The organism is Pseudomonas sp. AC083 (assembly GCF_979253165.1).
In genome coordinates, this window is record NZ_CEEDDH010000002.1 from 266844 (window position 1) to 281938 (window position 15095).

The following is a 15095-nucleotide window of genomic DNA, read 5'->3' on the forward strand; positions in this document are numbered from 1 at the left end:
TAATCATTATCATTTGCAAGTCAAATGTTTTTATCTGCGCGATGGGAAAATTCTTTCCTGTCCGCCCGTACCTTGTCCGCCGTGACTTCGTCGTTGTCGATCGAATGGTCGACCATCGCCCGCGCCATATCCACCATGTGCACCACCGAAAAGGCCAGATCGCGATTGGTGCCTTGAAGGTTTTCTGCGGCCTTGAACGCGGTGGCGGCTGCACATCGCAACAGATCCGAGGCATGCACCAGCGCTTCCTCGCCGCTGAGATGGCCTTTGACATTGAAAAAACGTTCGTCCGTCTCGGGTTCTGAAACAGCCGGTTTCAAGTAGTAGTCCAGCGCGCGCTGTGCGGCGGCATTGCCTTGAGGGGAAGTGAAGCTGGTGTCGATTTGCAGATCGGGCAGGTCTTTGCTGCTGATGTTCATCATGAAACGTCACTCCATGTTCGATTGAAAGTCCGTTTCCTTAGGATAGTACCGCCTGTATTTGTGACGATAATTTAAATACTACAATATGTGTTTTGCCGGTCGAAGACGTCCGCGTAAGGTGCGGCACATGGATAAATGGATTGAGTTGGTCAAGGCCAAGATGAGTGAACTCAAAGTCACTCAAACAGAGCTCGGAGAGCGCGTCGGCATGTCCCAGGGCGGGATCGGTCATTGGCTGAACAAGCGTCGCGAACCCGGTGTTACCGAAATGAACCGCGTGCTCAAGGCGCTGGGAATGGACTTCCTGGAAGTCGTTCTGGTGATTCGCGAGCCGCAGCCGACGCCGGAAGACGAAATGCCGCTGGCGCAGAAGTACAACCCGTACTTCCGGTATCCGGTCTGCGATTGGCGTGCACCGTGCGAAGTGCGTGACACTGCGGCGAGCTATCCCGGAGCATCAGCGAAGCAGCGCTTCGAACTGACGGATTACCACGCTCGTGGCGGTGCCGCGTTCTGGCTGACGGTGACGGGGGATTCGATGACCGCGCCGAGCGGCCAGAGCATTGCCGAGGGCATGCTGATTCTGGTTGACCCAGAGTTGGAGGCAGTGCCTGGCAAACTGGTGATCGCCCAGTGGCCGGACAGCGAAGAAGCGATTTTCCGCAAACTCGACGAACAGGCCGGCCAGCGCTACCTGGTGCCGCTCAACCCGACCTGGCCGAAAACCCTGCTCACCGATGAATGCCGGATCATCGGCGTGGTGGTTCAGGCGACGGCGCGTTACTGAACGGATCGATCCTCGCTCAAGGCCAGGATCGATCCTTTTATTTCATCCCTCTTCCAGTTCAACCAGAGCGCTGCCTTCACTGACCATATCGCCTTCCTGGCAATACAGCGCTTTGATCACACCGGCGTGCGGCGCGCGGATGCTGTGTTCCATCTTCATGGCTTCAAGCACCACCAGTTGCGCCCCGGCCTCAACCGACTGTCCCGTTTCGACCAGCACGCGCACGATGCTGCCGTTCATTGGCGCGGTCAGACCGCCCTGATGGCTGTGGCTGGCTTCAACGGCACTGATCGGATCGAACGCTTCGATGCGCCGCAACTCGCCGTCCCATTCCAGATACAACGCGCCACCCTGACGAATCGCCCGCAATGTGCGGCGCACGCCGTCATGCTCGATGGTCAGCGCCTCGCCCAGCAGTTTTGCATGGGCCGCAGTTCTCAAGGTCAACGCGCGATCCTGTCCCTCGCAGCTCAAGTGCAAGGTGATTTGCGCCGGCAAACCTGCGCGCAAACCACTGCTGCAAGACCAGGGGGAGGCGGGATCATCCGCCCGCGCACGCTTCGGCAAACTCTGCGCAAACGCCTGCGCCGCCGCTTGCCAGAACTCATCGCTCAACGCGGCTGGTGCTGGCAGCAATTGCTCCTGATAGCGCGGAATAAACCCGGTATCCAGCTCTGCCGCCGCAAACGCTGGATGCGCGATGATCCGGCGCAGGAAATTGATGTTGGTCTTCAGCCCGCCAATCGCAAACTCGTCGAGCATGCTCAACAGACGCAAGCGTGCCTGCTCGCGATCTTCACCCCAGGCAATCAGCTTGCCGAGCATCGGATCGTAGAAGGGCGATATCGCGTCACCTTCCTCAACGCCGCTGTCTACCCGCCGCCCCGGTCCCTGTGCCGATTCGCGGTACAGATCCAGACGCCCGGTGGCCGGCAAAAAATCATTCGCCGGATCTTCGGCATACAAACGCACTTCGATCGCGTGACCATTGAGCGGTACCTGCGCCTGGGTGATCGGCAGCGCTTCCCCACGGGCGACGCGAATCTGCCAGGCGACCAGATCCAGCCCGGTGATTGCTTCGGTCACCGGGTGCTCGACTTGCAGCCGCGTGTTCATCTCCATGAAGAAAAACTCGCCGCGCGCATCCAGCAAAAACTCCACGGTACCGGCGCCGACATAACCGATCGCCTGCGCCGAACGCACGGCCGCTTCGCCCATTGCCCGGCGCAACTCGGGCGTCAGACCCGGCGCCGGGGCTTCTTCGACGACTTTCTGGTGACGGCGCTGGATCGAGCAATCGCGCTCGTTGAGGTACAGGCAGTTGCCGTGCTGATCGGCGAACACCTGAATCTCCACATGACGTGGCTTGAGCAAATACTTTTCCACCAACATCCGCGAGTCGCCAAACGACGATTGCGCTTCGCGCTGCGCCGAGGCGAGGGCTTCAGCGAGTTGGCTGACATCCTCGACCACTTTCATGCCTTTGCCGCCACCCCCCGCAGTGGCCTTGAGCAGCACCGGATAACCGATGCGTTCGCAGGCTTCGCGGAAGGTGTCGAGGTCCTGCGCCTCGCCGTGATAGCCCGGCACCAGTGGCACGCCGGCCTTTTCCATCAGCGCCTTAGCGGCGGATTTGCTGCCCATCGCATCGATGGCCGAGGCGGGCGGGCCGAGGAAGATCAGCCCGGCGCCTTCGATGGCGCGGGCGAATCCAGCATTCTCCGAGAGAAAACCGTAGCCGGGATGAATCGCCTGGGCACCGCTGGCCTTGGCGGCGGCGATCAATTTATCGATTTGCAGATAACTCTCGGCAGCCTTGCTGCCGCCCAGATCCACACGGATACCGGCTTCACGGCTGTGCCGCGCATCGCGGTCGGTGGCGCTGTGCACGGCGACAGTGGTCAGGCCCAAAGCCTTGGCGGTGCGCATCACGCGGCAGGCAATTTCGCCGCGGTTGGCCACCAGCAGGGTGGTAATCACAGGTGCGCTCATCAACGCGACTCCTTGGTGGATGCGGCTTGCCAGTTCGGTGGGCGTTTTTGCAGAAAGGCGCGCAAGCCTTCCTGGCCTTCAGGGCTGACGCGAATCCGCGCGATGGCATTTTCGGTGTAGCGGCGCAGGGCCGGGGTCAGCGCGCCGTTGCCGACTTCGCGCAGCAAGTCCTTGCTGGCGCGCATCGCGGCCGGGCTGTTGAGCAAAAGGTTGTCGATCCACTGTTCGACCTGTTGCTCCAGTTCCGCCGCAGGATAGCTTTCGGCGAGCAAGCCGATCTCCCGCGCCCACTGCCCGCTGAAGCGCTCGGCGGTCAGCGCATAACGCCGCGCCGCCCGCTCACCGATCGCCTGCACCACGAACGGGCTGATCACGGCCGGTGCCAGACCGATGCGTACTTCCGACAGGCAGAACTGCGCGTCATCGGCGCCGATCGCCATGTCACAGCAACTGATCAAGCCCAGCGCGCCACCAAACGCCGCGCCCTGAACCACGGCCAGCGTGGGGATTTTCAGTTTGGCGAGGTTGTACATCAGCTCGGCCAGCTCGCGGGCGTCGTCGAGGTTGGTGTGGTAATCGAGTTCCGCTGATTGCTGCATCCACGCCAGGTCGGCACCGGCACTGAAATGCTTGCCGCGCCCGCGCAGCAGCAGGAAGCGCAGGCTCGAATCGCTGGCCACCTTGTCGAGGGCGAGGATCAGTTCGCGGATCATCTCGGCGTTGAAGGCGTTGTTTTTCTCCGCGCGATTGAGCCATAGCGTCGCGAAACCGCGTGGGTCGTTTTGCAGTTCGAGGGTATTGAAGTCGTTCATCAGATTCTCCCCATCACATCCGGAACACGCCGAAGCGGCTCGGTTCGATTGGCGCGTTCAGCGACGCGGACAGGGCCAGGGCCAGTACGTCGCGGGTCTGCGCCGGGTCGATGACGCCGTCGTCCCACAGCCGCGCGCTGGAATAGTAGGGGTGACCCTGTTCTTCGTACTGGTCGAGAATCGGCTGCTTGATCTCGGTCTCCTGCTCAGCGGTAAACGCCTGACCGCTGCGTTCGGCTTGTTCGCGTTTGACCTGCACCAGAACGCCTGCGGCCTGTTCGGCGCCCATCACGCCGATCCGCGCGTTCGGCCACATCCACAAGAAACGCGGATCGTAAGCGCGCCCGCACATGCCGTAGTTGCCGGCACCGAAGCTGCCGCCGATGATCACGGTGAATTTCGGCACTTTGGCGCAGGCCACCGCGGTCACCAGTTTCGCGCCGTGCTTGGCGATGCCGCCGGCCTCGTATTTCTGGCCGACCATGAAACCGGTGATGTTCTGCAGAAACAGCAGCGGGATGCCGCGCTGGCAGGCCAGTTCGATGAAGTGCGCGCCTTTCTGCGCGGCTTCGGCGAAGAGGATGCCGTTGTTCGCCAGAATCGCGATCGGGTAGCCGTGCAAGTGCGCGAAACCGCAGACCAGCGTGGTGCCGAACAGCGCTTTGAATTCATCGAACACCGAACCGTCGACCAGCCGCGCGATCACTTCGCGCACATCGAATGGCTGCTTGGCGTCGGCCGGAACCACGCCGTACAGCTCGTCGCTGGGGTACAGCGGCGCAATCGGCGTGCGCTGCTGCACCTCGCCGAGCTTGCGCCAGTTGAGGTTGGCGACGCTGCGGCGGGCGAGGGCGAGGGCGTGTTCATCGTTCTCGGCGTAATGGTCGGCCACACCAGAAGTCTTGCAATGCACATCGGCGCCGCCGAGGTCTTCGGCGCTGACCACTTCACCGGTCGCGGCTTTCACCAGCGGCGGGCCGGCGAGGAAAATCGTCGCCTGGTTGCGCACCATGATCGCTTCGTCTGCCATCGCCGGCACATACGCGCCGCCAGCGGTGCACGAGCCCATGACCACAGCGATCTGCGGGATGCCCATGGCGCTCATGTTGGCCTGATTGAAAAAGATCCGCCCGAAGTGCTCGCGATCCGGAAACACTTCGTCCTGACGCGGCAGGTTGGCACCACCGGAATCCACCAGATAAATGCACGGCAGGCGATTCTGCTGGGCGATGGTCTGCGCACGCAGGTGCTTCTTCACGGTGAGCGGGTAATACGAGCCACCTTTCACCGTCGCATCGTTGGCGACGATCATGCATTCAACGCCTTCCACGCGGCCGATCCCGGCGATCACCCCGGCAGCCGGCACGTCTTCGCCGTAAACCGCATGGGCGGCGAGTTGGCTGATTTCGAGAAACGGCGAGCCGGGGTCGAGCAAGCGATTGATGCGCTCGCGCGGCAGCAATTTACCCCGCGAGGTGTGGCGTTCCTGAGCTTTGACACCGCCACCCTGCGCCACTTGAGCGAGCAGGGTGTGCAGCGCGTCGACCTGTTTGAGCATCGCCGCGCTGTTGGCGGCGAATTCCGCCGAGCGCGGGTTGAGCTGAGTGTGCAGAATCATGAGGCTTACTCCGTAAGCAGCTTCTAGCTACAAGCGGCAAGCTGCAAGTTGGGGCGAGAGCGTGGTTCTCTTGCAGCGTGTAGCTTGCGGCTTGCAGCTGACGAAATTCATTTCGTCTCGTTGAACAGTTCGCGGCCGATCAGCATGCGGCGGATCTCGCTGGTGCCGGCGCCGATTTCGTAGAGCTTGGCGTCGCGCAGCAGGCGGCCGGCGGGGAATTCGTTGATGTAGCCGTTGCCGCCGAGAATCTGGATCGCGTCGAGGGCCATTTGCGTGGCGCGTTCGGCGGTGTAGAGGATCACCCCGGCCGCGTCCTTGCGCGTGGTTTCGCCGCGCTCGCAGGCCTGGGCCACCGCGTACAGATAAGCGCGGCTGGCGTTGAGCTGGGTGTACATGTCGGCGACTTTGCCCTGGATCAGCTGGAATTCGCCGATGCTCTGGCCGAACTGCTTGCGGTCGTGGATGTACGGCACGATCAGGTCCATGCACGACTGCATGATTCCGGTCGGGCCGCCGGAGAGCACCACGCGTTCGTAATCGAGGCCGCTCATCAGCACTTTCACGCCACCGTTGAGCACGCCGAGGATGTTCTCTTCGGGTACTTCGACGTCATCGAAAAACAGCTCGCAGGTGTTGGAGCCGCGCATGCCGAGCTTGTCGAACTTGTTGCTGCGGCTGAAGCCTTTCCAGTCCCGCTCGACGATGAACGCGGTGATGCCGTGCGGGCCTTTTTCCAGGTCGGTCTTGGCGTAGATCACGTAGGTATTGGCGTCCGGACCGTTGGTGATCCAGGTTTTGCTGCCGTTGAGGACGAAGCGGTCGCCGCGTTTGTCGGCGCGCAGTTTCATCGAGACCACGTCGGAACCGGCGTTGGGCTCGCTCATCGCCAGGGCGCCGACGTGCTCGCCGCTGATCAGTTTTGGCAGGTATTTGCTTTTCTGTTCGTGGTTGCCGTTGCGGTTGATCTGGTTGACACAAAGGTTGGAGTGCGCGCCATAGGACAACGCCACCGACGCCGAGCCACGGCTGATTTCTTCCATCGCCACCACATGCGCCAGATAACCCAGACCCGCGCCGCCGTACTCTTCCGGCACGGTGATGCCGAGCAGGCCCATGTCACCGAATTTGCGCCACATGTCGGCGGGGAACAGGTTGTCGTGATCGATCTGCGCGGCACGCGGGGCGATCTGATCGGCGACGAAGGACTGCACCTGATCGCGCAGCATGTCGATGGTTTCACCGAGGGCGAAATTCAGGGATGGATAGCTCATGTGGCACCTTTTGGCTTTTTTATCGGGTGGAGCGCACGACGAATCGGCGTTCAGCTTTACGTTAACGTAAAGCTTCCAGAGATCGACTGTCAATCGGCTTTACGTAAGCGTCAACTTGGGCGAGAGTAAGGGCAGTTCAGGATCAGATATCGGTTTGTTTCTGGTGGGAGCGAGCCTGCTCGCGAAAGCGCTGTCTCAGTCGCCCTAAAGGGTGAATGACGCAGCGTATTCGCGAGCAGGCTCGCTCCCACAGGGATTCAAAACCGGGAAAACCCACTAATAAAGACAATAGGGGTCATCATGGATCAACCCAGTGCAAACCCGCAGCGCAGCTACACCCGTGGCTCTCAGGACAAAGCCCTGCTGGCGATGACCATCGGTCAGCGTTTCGATCAGACTGTCGCACAACATCCGGACGGTGAGGCTTTGGTGGTACGCCATCAGCAGTTGCGTTACTCCTGGCGGCAACTGGCCGACGCGGTGGATGAGCAGGCCAGGGCCTTGCTCGCACTGGGCTTGCAGACCGGCGATCGCCTCGGCATCTGGGCGCCGAATTGCGCGCAGTGGTGCATTACCCAGTTCGCCACGGCGAAGATCGGCGTGATCCTGGTCAACATCAATCCGGCCTACCGCAGCTCCGAACTCGAGTACGTGCTCAAGCAATCCGGCTGCCAGTGGCTGGTCTGCGCCGGAGCGTTCAAAACCTCGAATTACCACGAAATGCTCCAGAGCCTGGCGCCAGAATTGGCTGAGCACGCCATCGGTCAGCTGCGCAGCGAACGCCTGCCGGAGCTGCGCGGCGTGATCAGCCTCGATGCCAATCCGCCGCCCGGTTTTCTGCCGTGGTCGCAGCTCAGCGATCTGGCGGTCAGCGTCTCGCCCGATCAATTGCGTGAACGCAGCACCAGTCTGCATTTCGATCAACCGGTGAACATCCAGTACACCTCCGGCACTACCGGTTTCCCCAAGGGCGCGACCCTCAGTCACTACAACATTCTCAACAACGGCTACATGGTCGGCGAAAGCCTCGGCCTGACGGCTGCCGATCGTCTGGTGATTCCGGTGCCGCTGTATCACTGCTTCGGCATGGTCATGGGCAACCTCGGTTGCGTCACCCATGGCAGCACGATGATTTACCCCAACGACGCCTTCGATCCGGCGCTGACCCTGCAAGCGGTGGCCGAGGAAAAAGCCACGGCGCTGTACGGTGTGCCGACCATGTTTATCGCCATGCTCGATCAGCCGCAGCGGCAGACTTTCGACCTGTCGAGCCTGCGCACCGGGATCATGGCTGGCGCCACCTGTCCGATCGAGGTCATGCGCCGGGTCATCAACGAGATGCACATGAGCGAAGTGCAGATCGCCTACGGCATGACCGAAACCAGCCCGGTGTCGCTGCAGACCGGGCCGGAGGATGAGCTGGAATTGCGCGTCACCACCGTCGGGCGCACCCAGCCGCAACTGGAAAGCAAGATCATCGACACTGCCGGCAACGTCGTGCCGCGCGGCACTATTGGCGAACTGTGCACGCGCGGCTACAGCGTGATGCTCGGCTACTGGAACAATCCGCAGGCTACCGCCGAAGCCATCGATGAGGCGGGGTGGATGCACACCGGCGATCTGGCGAGCATGAATGAAGATGGCTACGTCAACATCGCCGGGCGTAACAAGGACATGATCATCCGTGGCGGCGAGAACGTTTATCCCCGTGAGCTGGAGGAGTTCTTCTTCACCCATCCGGCGGTGGCCGACGTGCAGGTGATCGGTATTCCGTGCTCGCGCTACGGTGAAGAAATCGTCGCCTGGATCAAATTCCACCCCGGCCATAGTGCCTCCGAACTGGAGCTGCAAACCTGGTGCAAGGAACGCATCGCCCATTTCAAGACACCGCGTTACTTCAAATTCGTCGACGCGTTTCCGATGACGGTGACGGGCAAGATCCAGAAATTCAGGATGCGCGAGATCAGTATCGAGGAGCTGAAAACAATCGAGGGATAATCAAAAAACTTCTGTGGGAGCGAGCCTGCTCGCGAATGCGGTGTGTCATTCAGCGTAAATGTGTCTGATACACCGTTTTCGCGAGCAGGCTCGCTCCCACAGGGATGCAGTGATAGAGAGACGAATCACAGAAAGCACAAAGGGGAGCCGAAGCTCCCCTTTAATTTGTCGTTGCGTGCTCTTTTTATTATTGAGGGTCGGTCTGTTGTTGTTTTTGGCAACCGTGGCCCTGTACAGCTTTTTGGCGACCCCCATCCGGGGTCAAGAGCAAACGTATTTTTTTGAGCGCTGATCTGCTTTCTCGTTTAACGATCCAACCGATTCGGGAGCTACCTGAGGGTAGTTTTATTGTTCTCTGCCCGGTTGCGGGTCCTTAGAGCACCCTGAAAAGCACACCTTCTCCAAAAAAATCTGTTAGCTGCGTCTCTGCCGTGTTGTTCTTGTTATGTCAGAGTCGTTTCGTCTTGTTTTTATTGGTTTGCGGCTTTTTATTCTTGTTATGCGATAGAGATAGCAGGTGTCGTGCCAACTTTTAAAAGCCTTTATAAATCAACGGTTTAACTTTTAAGGCTTTTTCGACTCCAGGCAAAGCCAGACAATTTGTTTCCGTGTTACTCGCTTTTGCCCACATCGCTGACGCAGCGGTAACACCTCACTGCGCGCTGCGCGCCTTGGCCACCCGCGAACCGCTCGGGCGGCCGAGCACTGCGCTGATCTGCTGGCCCGCGGCAATCAAGGCGTCCAGGTCGATACCAGTCTCGATGCCCAGGCCGTTGAGCAGGTACACCACGTCTTCGGTGGCGACGTTACCGCTTGCGCCTTTGGCGTACGGGCAGCCGCCGAGGCCGGCGATAGAGCTGTCGAACACCGCAATGCCTTCGAGCAGGCTGGCGTAGATGTTGGCCATGGCCTGGCCATAGGTGTCGTGGAAATGCCCGGCGAGTCTGTCCCGTGGCACCTGCGCCGAGACCACCTCGAACAGGCGCCGGGTCGCGCCCGCCGTGCCGGTGCCGATGGTGTCGCCCAGCGACACTTCATAGCAGCCCATCGCGTACAGTTCACGCGCGACCATCGCCACTTGCTCCGGCGCAACCGTGCCTTCATACGGGCAGCCCAGCACACAGGAAACGTAACCGCGCACGGTAACGCCGTGTTGTTTGGCGGCCTCCATGATCGGCGCAAACCGCGCCAGGCTTTCGCTGATCGAGCAATTGATGTTGCGCTGCGAGAACGCCTCGGAGGCGGCGGCGAACACCGCGACTTCCTTGACCCCGGCGGCGAGCGCGTCTTCAAAACCGCGCAGGTTCGGCGCCAGTGCACCGTAGGTCACGCCGGGTTTGCGCTGGATCTGCGCGAACACTTCGGCGGATCCGGCCATCTGCGGCACCCATTTCGGCGAGACGAAACTGCCGACTTCGATGTAGCCAAGCCCGGCGGCGCTCAGCGCATCGACCAGTTGCACCTTGTCAGCGACGCTGATCGGCTGGGCTTCGTTCTGCAGGCCATCGCGCGGGCCGACTTCGATCAGGCGTACTTGGGAGGGGAGGGACATGGGTGGGACCTGCCTGTTTTTTCAGTTCACGAAGATCCCTGTGGGAGCGAGCTTGCTCGCGAAAGCGGTGGATCAGTCACCGTTAATGGTGGATGACAGAATGCATTCGCGAGCAGGCTCGCTCCCACAGGGGCGCCAGTGTTTGCTAGACCGCCTGCTGGCTCTTGAGCGTCTGCTCCAGCGCCTGTACGCAGCGCTCTTCGGCAGTGTCCAGCTCGAGCTTCATCTGCTCGATATCCAGCAACTGCTGTTCGAGCTGTTCGCGGCGTTCGCTGATTTTCGCCAGCATGCTGTTGAGCTGTTTGGTGTTACCGCCGGACGGGTCGTAGAGTTCGATCAGCTCGCGGCATTCGGCCAGGGAAAAACCGATGCGCTTGCCGCGCAGGATCAGCTTCAGGGTGACCTTGTCGCGCGGCGAATAGATACGTTCCTGGCCACGACGCTCGGGGCTGAGCAGGCCTTGCTCTTCATAAAAGCGGATCGCCCGGGTGGTGATGTCCAGCTCGCGGGCGAGGTCGGAAATGCTGTAGGTCTGACTGCTCATGAAAGCGCTCGGAAAAGGGGCATGGCGCTAAGCTAATCGGTGGTTTACGTTTACGTCAAGGCTCAAGATCCTCGCTGCGTTTGCCGGCCTATTCGCGAGCAGGCTCGCTCCCACACTGAATTGCATTTCACCGGAAGGAATGCAGTCGAATGTGGGAGCGAGCCTGCTCGCGAAGAACGGTGACACGGTGTCGTGTCTTAAACCTTCTCCAGCTTCTTCTCCTGCGCCGTCACCTGTTGGCACAACTCGATCATCTGCTCGCGCATCCAGCGGTTGGCCGGGTCCTGGTCGGTGCTTTCGTGCCAGTACAAATGCGTTTCCACCGACGGCACATCATTCACCGGCAAATTGAACGACTGCAAATCATGGCGGCGGGCGAAGCGTTCCGGCACGGTCATGACCATGTCGGTCTGCTGCATCACTTGCGAAGCCATCAAATAGTGCTGCGAGCGCAGGGCGATCTTGCGCTGGATGCCCATTTTGCCCAGCGCCAGATCGACATAACCCAGACCGCTGCGGCGGCTGGAGATATGGATGTGAGTCAGCGACAGGTAGTCGTCGAGGCTGAGTTTTTCCTTGCCCGCCATCGGATGGCCCTTGCGCATGGCGCAGACGTAACGGTCGTCCATCAGCTTGACGTGGCGCACCTGCGGGTCGGTGTTGAGCGGCGCATCCACGGCGAAATCCAGACGCCCGGCCGCGAGTTCCTTGGTGGTTTCCCGGCGCTTGGACAGAAAGCTTTCGATGATCACCGTTGGCGCCAGGCGGCGCAGGCGCTGGAACAGTGGCGGCAGAATGATTGCTTCCGTCAGGTCGGTCATGCTGATGCGGTAGGTCTTGACCGCCTGCGCCGGGTTGAAGATGCGACTTTCCTGCACCGACACGCGCAGCAGCGACAGGGCGTTGCGCACCGGGCCGATGATGTTCTGCGCCATCGGCGTCGGCACCATGCCCTGAGCGGTACGCACGAAGAGCGGGTCGTTGAAGGTTTCGCGCAACCGCGCCAGCGCGTTGGACACCGCCGGCTGGGTGATGCCGACAATCTGCCCGGCGCGGGTCAGGTTGGCTTCGGTGTAGATCGCGTCGAAGACGATGAAAAGGTTCAGGTCGACCTTGCTCAGATTCATAACGCGGCTTCTCTTGTTATTAAGTGCAAGTGTTTTGGGCTGACGATCAGCGGATCATATATTGGTGATGAATGTTTATACACGCCGAGAATAGGCTAGGTAAATGATCAGCGCTGTTCTAGCATCGATTGCATGACTTGAACAACCTCTGCCCGAGAAGGTAACTACCCATGGATTTCGCTTATTCGCCCAAGGTTCAGGAACTGCGTGAGCGCGTGACTGCGTTCATGGACACTTACGTTTACCCGGCCGAAGCGGTGTTCGAACGCCAGGTCGCCGAGGGCGATCGCTGGCAGCCGACCGCGATCATGGAAGAGCTCAAGGCCAAGGCCAAGGCTGAGGGTCTGTGGAATTTGTTTCTGCCTGAGTCCGAGCTGGGCGCCGGCCTGAGCAACCTCGAATACGCGCCATTGGCGGAAATCATGGGCCGTTCCCTGCTGGGGCCGGAGCCGTTCAACTGCTCGGCGCCGGACACCGGCAACATGGAAGTGTTGGTGCGCTACGCCAACGAAGAACAGAAACAGCGCTGGCTCGAGCCGCTGCTGCGCGGCGAGATCCGTTCGGCGTTCGCCATGACCGAGCCTGATGTGGCATCTTCCGACGCAACCAACATGGCCGCCCGAGCCGTGCGCGATGGCGATCAATGGGTGATCAATGGTAAGAAGTGGTGGACCTCCGGCGCCTGCGATCCGCGCTGCAAGATTCTGATCTTCATGGGCCTGAGCAACCCCGACGCGCCGCGTCACGCCCAGCACTCGATGATCCTCGTGCCGGTCGATACCCCCGGGGTGAAGATCGTCCGGCCGCTGCCGGTGTTCGGTTACGACGACGCACCGCACGGTCACGCCGAAGTGCTGTTCGATAACGTTCGGGTGCCGTACGAAAACGTCCTGCTCGGTGAAGGACGCGGCTTTGAAATCGCTCAGGGTCGCCTTGGCCCAGGCCGCATTCACCACTGCATGCGTTCGATCGGCATGGCCGAGCGTGCACTGGAACTGATGTGCAAACGCTCGGTCAGCCGTACCGCATTCGGCAAACCGCTGGCGCGTCTGGGCGGCAACATCGACAAGATCGCCGACTCACGGATGGAAATCGACATGGCGCGTCTGCTGACGTTGAAAGCGGCGTACATGATGGACACCGTCGGCAACAAAGTGGCGAAAAGCGAGATTGCGCAGATTAAAGTCGTCGCGCCGAACGTGGCCTTGCGGGTGATCGACCGGGCGATTCAGATGCACGGCGGGGCAGGGGTGTCGAACGATTTCCCGCTGGCCTATATGTATGCGATGCAGCGCACCCTGCGTCTGGCCGACGGCCCGGACGAAGTGCACCGCGCGGCGATTGGCAAGTTCGAGATCGGCAAGTATGTGCCGAAGGAGATGATGCGTAGCGGCCAGTAACACCGCGTCACCTCCCCCAGTCTGATCGTTCCCACGCTCTGCGTGGGAATGCCGCCACGGACGCTCTGCGTCCACTGTGACGCGGAGCGTCACGGGATGCGTTCCCACGCGGAGCGTGGGAACGATCAGGCGTCAGGATCAATACACCCAAACCTCAACCCGCCGATTCTTGATCCGCCCTTCATCCGCGCTGTTGGCCGCCACCGGCATCAGCGCACCAAAGCCGCGGACTTCGCGCATGACCACACCGTTTCTGACCAGCTCGCGCCGCACCGCCATCGCCCGTAGCTTCGACAGCAGATCGGCCCGCGCCGGGTCATCCTTCAAATCACCAAACCCCACCAGCGTCACCGCCCGTTCGGTCTTGCCATGGCGCTTTATATAGTCGAGCACCCGCGCCAGATCCTGCCGCGCCTTGTTGTCCAGACTGGCGCTGCCCTCGGCAAAACGGAAATTCACTGTCAGACGCTGGGCATGCCGGCTGAGGGATTGGTAACCCTCGGGCATCAGCGCATTCGGCGCCACGCTCATGGCTTGCACGGTCTGGCTGACAAAACCGCTAGTCGCGACGATCGCCTGTCCCTGTGGACTTTGCGCAAACGTTGCCAACGCCTGCGCCCACGGATTCTGGCTGTCCGGCGGTAGATAAAAGAACAAGCGCCGCGACAGCGGATAATCTTCGGTGGCGATCAGACTGTTCAGCGGCAGCATCGCTTGCGAGGCGCCATCGGCAATCGCCACGGCTTTGGCCTGACGCACGTAAGGCAAGCCGATGAAGCCGATACCTTGCGGATCGGCGCTGACGGCGTCGGACAATTGCTCGCTGGATTCGAAGCGTTTCGCCGCGCTGCTGAGACTTTTCCCACGCCGGCTCAGGACCAGTTCCTTGAACGTGTCGTACGTCCCGGACTGATCATCCCGCGCATACAAATGAATGGCGCCGCCACGGCTACCGAGTTCTTCCCAGGTTTTCACTTCGCCGGCAAAAATCCGCGCCAGTTGCTCGGTGTTCAACTGCTCAAGCGGGTTGGCCGGGTTGAGGATGATCGCCAGGCCGTCGATGGCAATGACTTGCTCGGCCGCCGGGCTCTTCAGATCGCCGAGGGCTTGCAGGGCAAGCAGTTCGCTGTCCTTGATCTCACGGGAAGAGGCGGCCAGATCGGCGCTGGCGTTTTTCAACGCGGCGAAACCGGTGCTGGAACCGTGGGCGGCGACTTCGATGATTACGCGTTGCCCTTGCGCGGTCTGGCCGACGATGCGTTGTTCGTTGGCGGTGTCCGGGGTTTCGCGGTGGATTTTCAGCAGGCCTTGTTCCTGCAACAGGCCTTCGACCAGCGCCGGGCCGAGTTCGGCGCCGATGGTGTTGGAGCCCTGAATGCGTAATGCCGGGCCGTTTTCGGGGATCGGCAGGGCGGCGGCGGACACCGACAGCCAGCCACTCAACAGGAAAACGCAAAGAACACGCAGGGTCATGCCGGCACCGAATCAAGCCAAGGGGATTGCCGGGGAGATTAAGTCAGGCGCGTGACCGAAATATGACAGGGGATTATCTGTGGGAGCGAGCCTGCTCGC

The 15095-nt window shown here is 60.9% G+C and carries 12 protein-coding genes; 3 read left to right on the top strand and 9 right to left on the bottom strand.

The window, feature by feature from the left end; translation table 11 throughout:
• Window positions 1-20 precede the first annotated feature (20 nt).
• Window positions 21-419 carry a DUF6124 family protein gene (locus AC0IXA_RS04330; protein ID WP_071172941.1) on the bottom strand — a complete coding sequence of 133 codons (399 nt, stop codon included), beginning with the start codon at window positions 417-419 and terminating at the stop codon, window positions 21-23.
• 130 nt (window positions 420-549) lie between these two features.
• On the opposite strand from AC0IXA_RS04330, the gene AC0IXA_RS04335 reads away from it, so the two are divergent.
• A complete protein-coding gene (locus AC0IXA_RS04335) occupies window positions 550-1209 on the top strand; it encodes a LexA family protein (protein WP_038861876.1) in 660 nt (219 codons plus the stop codon).
• Between the two features lie 42 nt (window positions 1210-1251).
• Here the strand turns inward: AC0IXA_RS04335 and AC0IXA_RS04340 are convergent, their stop codons facing one another.
• The 4 genes from AC0IXA_RS04340 to AC0IXA_RS04355 all read right to left on the bottom strand — a co-directional run bounded on the left by AC0IXA_RS04340 (window position 1252) and on the right by AC0IXA_RS04355 (window position 6902).
• Window positions 1252-3201, bottom strand: coding sequence for an acetyl/propionyl/methylcrotonyl-CoA carboxylase subunit alpha (locus AC0IXA_RS04340; RefSeq protein WP_471811908.1), 1950 nt, complete (start codon window positions 3199-3201; stop codon window positions 1252-1254).
• On the bottom strand, window positions 3201-4013 hold the full coding sequence (locus AC0IXA_RS04345) for a gamma-carboxygeranoyl-CoA hydratase (RefSeq protein WP_460154441.1): 813 nt from the start codon (window positions 4011-4013) through the stop codon (window positions 3201-3203). Before AC0IXA_RS04345 ends, AC0IXA_RS04340 begins: the two co-directional genes overlap by 1 nt.
• Before the next feature lie 13 nt (window positions 4014-4026).
• Window positions 4027-5631 (bottom strand): carboxyl transferase domain-containing protein, encoded by a 1605-nt coding sequence (locus tag AC0IXA_RS04350; RefSeq protein ID WP_471811910.1) that lies wholly within the window; start codon window positions 5629-5631, stop codon window positions 4027-4029.
• A gap of 107 nt (window positions 5632-5738) precedes the next feature.
• On the bottom strand, window positions 5739-6902 hold the full coding sequence (locus AC0IXA_RS04355) for an isovaleryl-CoA dehydrogenase (protein ID WP_016775311.1): 1164 nt from the start codon (window positions 6900-6902) through the stop codon (window positions 5739-5741).
• 300 nt (window positions 6903-7202) lie between these two features.
• On the opposite strand from AC0IXA_RS04355, the gene AC0IXA_RS04360 reads away from it, so the two are divergent.
• Window positions 7203-8900 carry an AMP-binding protein gene (locus AC0IXA_RS04360; protein WP_471811912.1) on the top strand — a complete coding sequence of 566 codons (1698 nt, stop codon included), beginning with the start codon at window positions 7203-7205 and terminating at the stop codon, window positions 8898-8900.
• A 652-nt stretch (window positions 8901-9552) separates the two neighbouring features.
• Here AC0IXA_RS04360 and AC0IXA_RS04365 read toward each other — a convergent pair.
• The 3 genes from AC0IXA_RS04365 to AC0IXA_RS04375 form a co-directional block, all read right to left on the bottom strand.
• Window positions 9553-10452, bottom strand: a complete 900-nt coding sequence (locus tag AC0IXA_RS04365) for a hydroxymethylglutaryl-CoA lyase (RefSeq protein ID WP_041477111.1) — start codon at window positions 10450-10452, stop codon at window positions 9553-9555.
• A 145-nt stretch (window positions 10453-10597) separates the two neighbouring features.
• Window positions 10598-10996 carry a MerR family transcriptional regulator gene (locus AC0IXA_RS04370; RefSeq protein WP_039763349.1) on the bottom strand — a complete coding sequence of 133 codons (399 nt, stop codon included), beginning with the start codon at window positions 10994-10996 and terminating at the stop codon, window positions 10598-10600.
• A gap of 197 nt (window positions 10997-11193) precedes the next feature.
• Window positions 11194-12123 (bottom strand): LysR family transcriptional regulator, encoded by a 930-nt coding sequence (locus tag AC0IXA_RS04375; protein ID WP_016775308.1) that lies wholly within the window; start codon window positions 12121-12123, stop codon window positions 11194-11196.
• A 170-nt stretch (window positions 12124-12293) separates the two neighbouring features.
• Between AC0IXA_RS04375 and AC0IXA_RS04380 the strand changes: the two genes are divergently transcribed.
• Window positions 12294-13523 carry an acyl-CoA dehydrogenase gene (locus AC0IXA_RS04380; protein ID WP_024013435.1) on the top strand — a complete coding sequence of 410 codons (1230 nt, stop codon included), beginning with the start codon at window positions 12294-12296 and terminating at the stop codon, window positions 13521-13523.
• Between the two features lie 138 nt (window positions 13524-13661).
• On the opposite strand, the gene AC0IXA_RS04385 is transcribed toward AC0IXA_RS04380, so the two are convergent.
• The gene (locus tag AC0IXA_RS04385; protein WP_471811915.1) at window positions 13662-14996 is read right to left on the bottom strand and encodes a substrate-binding domain-containing protein; all 1335 of its coding nucleotides are present in this window, start codon (window positions 14994-14996) and stop codon (window positions 13662-13664) included.
• Between the last annotated feature and the right edge of the window lie 99 nt (window positions 14997-15095).

Bases quoted from the DNA above. Each gene is read 5' to 3' on its own strand.
- AC0IXA_RS04330 (WP_071172941.1), bottom strand. From the start codon at position 419: ATGAACATCAGCAGCAAAGACCTGCCCGATCTGCAAATCGACACCAGC.
- AC0IXA_RS04335 (WP_038861876.1), top strand. From the start codon at position 550: ATGGATAAATGGATTGAGTTGGTCAAGGCCAAGATGAGTGAACTCAAA.
- AC0IXA_RS04340 (WP_471811908.1), bottom strand. From the start codon at position 3,201: ATGAGCGCACCTGTGATTACCACCCTGCTGGTGGCCAACCGCGGCGAA.
- AC0IXA_RS04345 (WP_460154441.1), bottom strand. From the start codon at position 4,013: ATGAACGACTTCAATACCCTCGAACTGCAAAACGACCCACGCGGTTTC.
- AC0IXA_RS04350 (WP_471811910.1), bottom strand. From the start codon at position 5,631: ATGATTCTGCACACTCAGCTCAACCCGCGCTCGGCGGAATTCGCCGCC.
- AC0IXA_RS04355 (WP_016775311.1), bottom strand. From the start codon at position 6,902: ATGAGCTATCCATCCCTGAATTTCGCCCTCGGTGAAACCATCGACATG.
- AC0IXA_RS04360 (WP_471811912.1), top strand. From the start codon at position 7,203: ATGGATCAACCCAGTGCAAACCCGCAGCGCAGCTACACCCGTGGCTCT.
- AC0IXA_RS04365 (WP_041477111.1), bottom strand. From the start codon at position 10,452: ATGTCCCTCCCCTCCCAAGTACGCCTGATCGAAGTCGGCCCGCGCGAT.
- AC0IXA_RS04370 (WP_039763349.1), bottom strand. From the start codon at position 10,996: ATGAGCAGTCAGACCTACAGCATTTCCGACCTCGCCCGCGAGCTGGAC.
- AC0IXA_RS04375 (WP_016775308.1), bottom strand. From the start codon at position 12,123: ATGAATCTGAGCAAGGTCGACCTGAACCTTTTCATCGTCTTCGACGCG.
- AC0IXA_RS04380 (WP_024013435.1), top strand. From the start codon at position 12,294: ATGGATTTCGCTTATTCGCCCAAGGTTCAGGAACTGCGTGAGCGCGTG.
- AC0IXA_RS04385 (WP_471811915.1), bottom strand. From the start codon at position 14,996: ATGACCCTGCGTGTTCTTTGCGTTTTCCTGTTGAGTGGCTGGCTGTCG.